This window comes from Belnapia sp. F-4-1, assembly GCF_000802185.1.
In the GTDB taxonomy this organism is placed as follows: Bacteria; Pseudomonadota; Alphaproteobacteria; order Acetobacterales; family Acetobacteraceae; genus Belnapia.
In genome coordinates this window covers 1-1,068 of record NZ_JROR01000042.1, presented here as the reverse complement: position 1 = coordinate 1,068, position 1,068 = coordinate 1, and the positions used below count along the sequence as shown (strand labels likewise).

Here is a 1,068-nt window from a genome sequence, read left to right as displayed (position 1 = left end):
GCTGGCCTGGCCGGCACTGCCCGACATCACCGCCGAGGTCGCCTGCAGCTCCGTCGCCGCCGAGGCCAGGGTGCTGGACAGCTGCCCCACCGCTCCCTCAAACCCGCGCGTCAGGTCCGCCAGATGGGCCGCACGCCGGGTCTCGATCTCTTGCAGCCGCGCCTGCTCCGCCGCCAGCCGGTCGGCCTCCTGCAGCCCCGCGCGGCACTCCTGCACTGCACGAGCCATGTCGCCAATTTCGTCGGGCATCGTCACACAAGGAAGGTCGAAGGCATAATCGCGCTTGGCCAGCTGGCGCATCACCCCGGCCAGCCGGGCAATGCGCTTGATGATGCTCGCATTCAACCAAAGCACCGAGGCCAGCGTCATGGCGGCGGCGAACATGGTGACAACGCTAATTACCCACACCGCGCGCGCAGATGCCGCGTGGGCAGCAACGGCTGCGACCTGTCCCATCTGCGTGTTGAAGTTCAAGCCTTTGTCGGCTGCTTCAAGCGCCCGAGTATAAGGTGGGATGGTGGTGATGAAACGAGAGTTGGCGCCCGAACGATTGCCGGCCATCGTTTCGGCGATTACCTGATCAGCAATGCCTTTGTACTCCAACCATGCGGATCGCATTGCATCTGCATGCTGCCGTTCTTCTCCAGGCGTGATCAGCGGCTCATAAACGCGCCAAGACGTATTGAACGCTTCTGTCGCTCGATCATGACGCTGCTTGGCAGCCTGAAGCACCTGAGCATCCTCAGCGAGCACCATACTCGCAACAGCAGAGCGGTGGCGGCCAATAGCCGCAGTCACCCGACCCAGGGAGTCGATGGAGGGCATCCAGTTATCGACCATGTCGCTGGCGACGGCATCCATCTGCCAGATCTGCTGCACAGAACTCGCACCTAGGCCTGTAAGGACCAGGAAGAGAGCTCCGAAGGCGCTCATGAGCTTGGTGCGGACACTCATTTTGCTGAGGAAGGTCATTGTCATCCCGTCTGCCATTGCAGGCGTGAGCCCGCAGTTTGATCAGACTTGTGATAACGATCTCGTATTAACGAGGCACTAATAACCAATGAGTTG

Annotated in this window: 1 protein-coding gene; it reads right to left on the bottom strand. The window is 61.1% G+C overall.

Features of this window, described 5'->3' with window-relative positions; genetic code table 11:
- Positions 1 to 972 (bottom strand): MCP four helix bundle domain-containing protein (locus LH62_RS30020; RefSeq protein ID WP_160299746.1); only part of this gene is annotated, 972 nt, incomplete at its 3' end.
- Positions 973 to 1,068 lie beyond the last annotated feature (96 nt).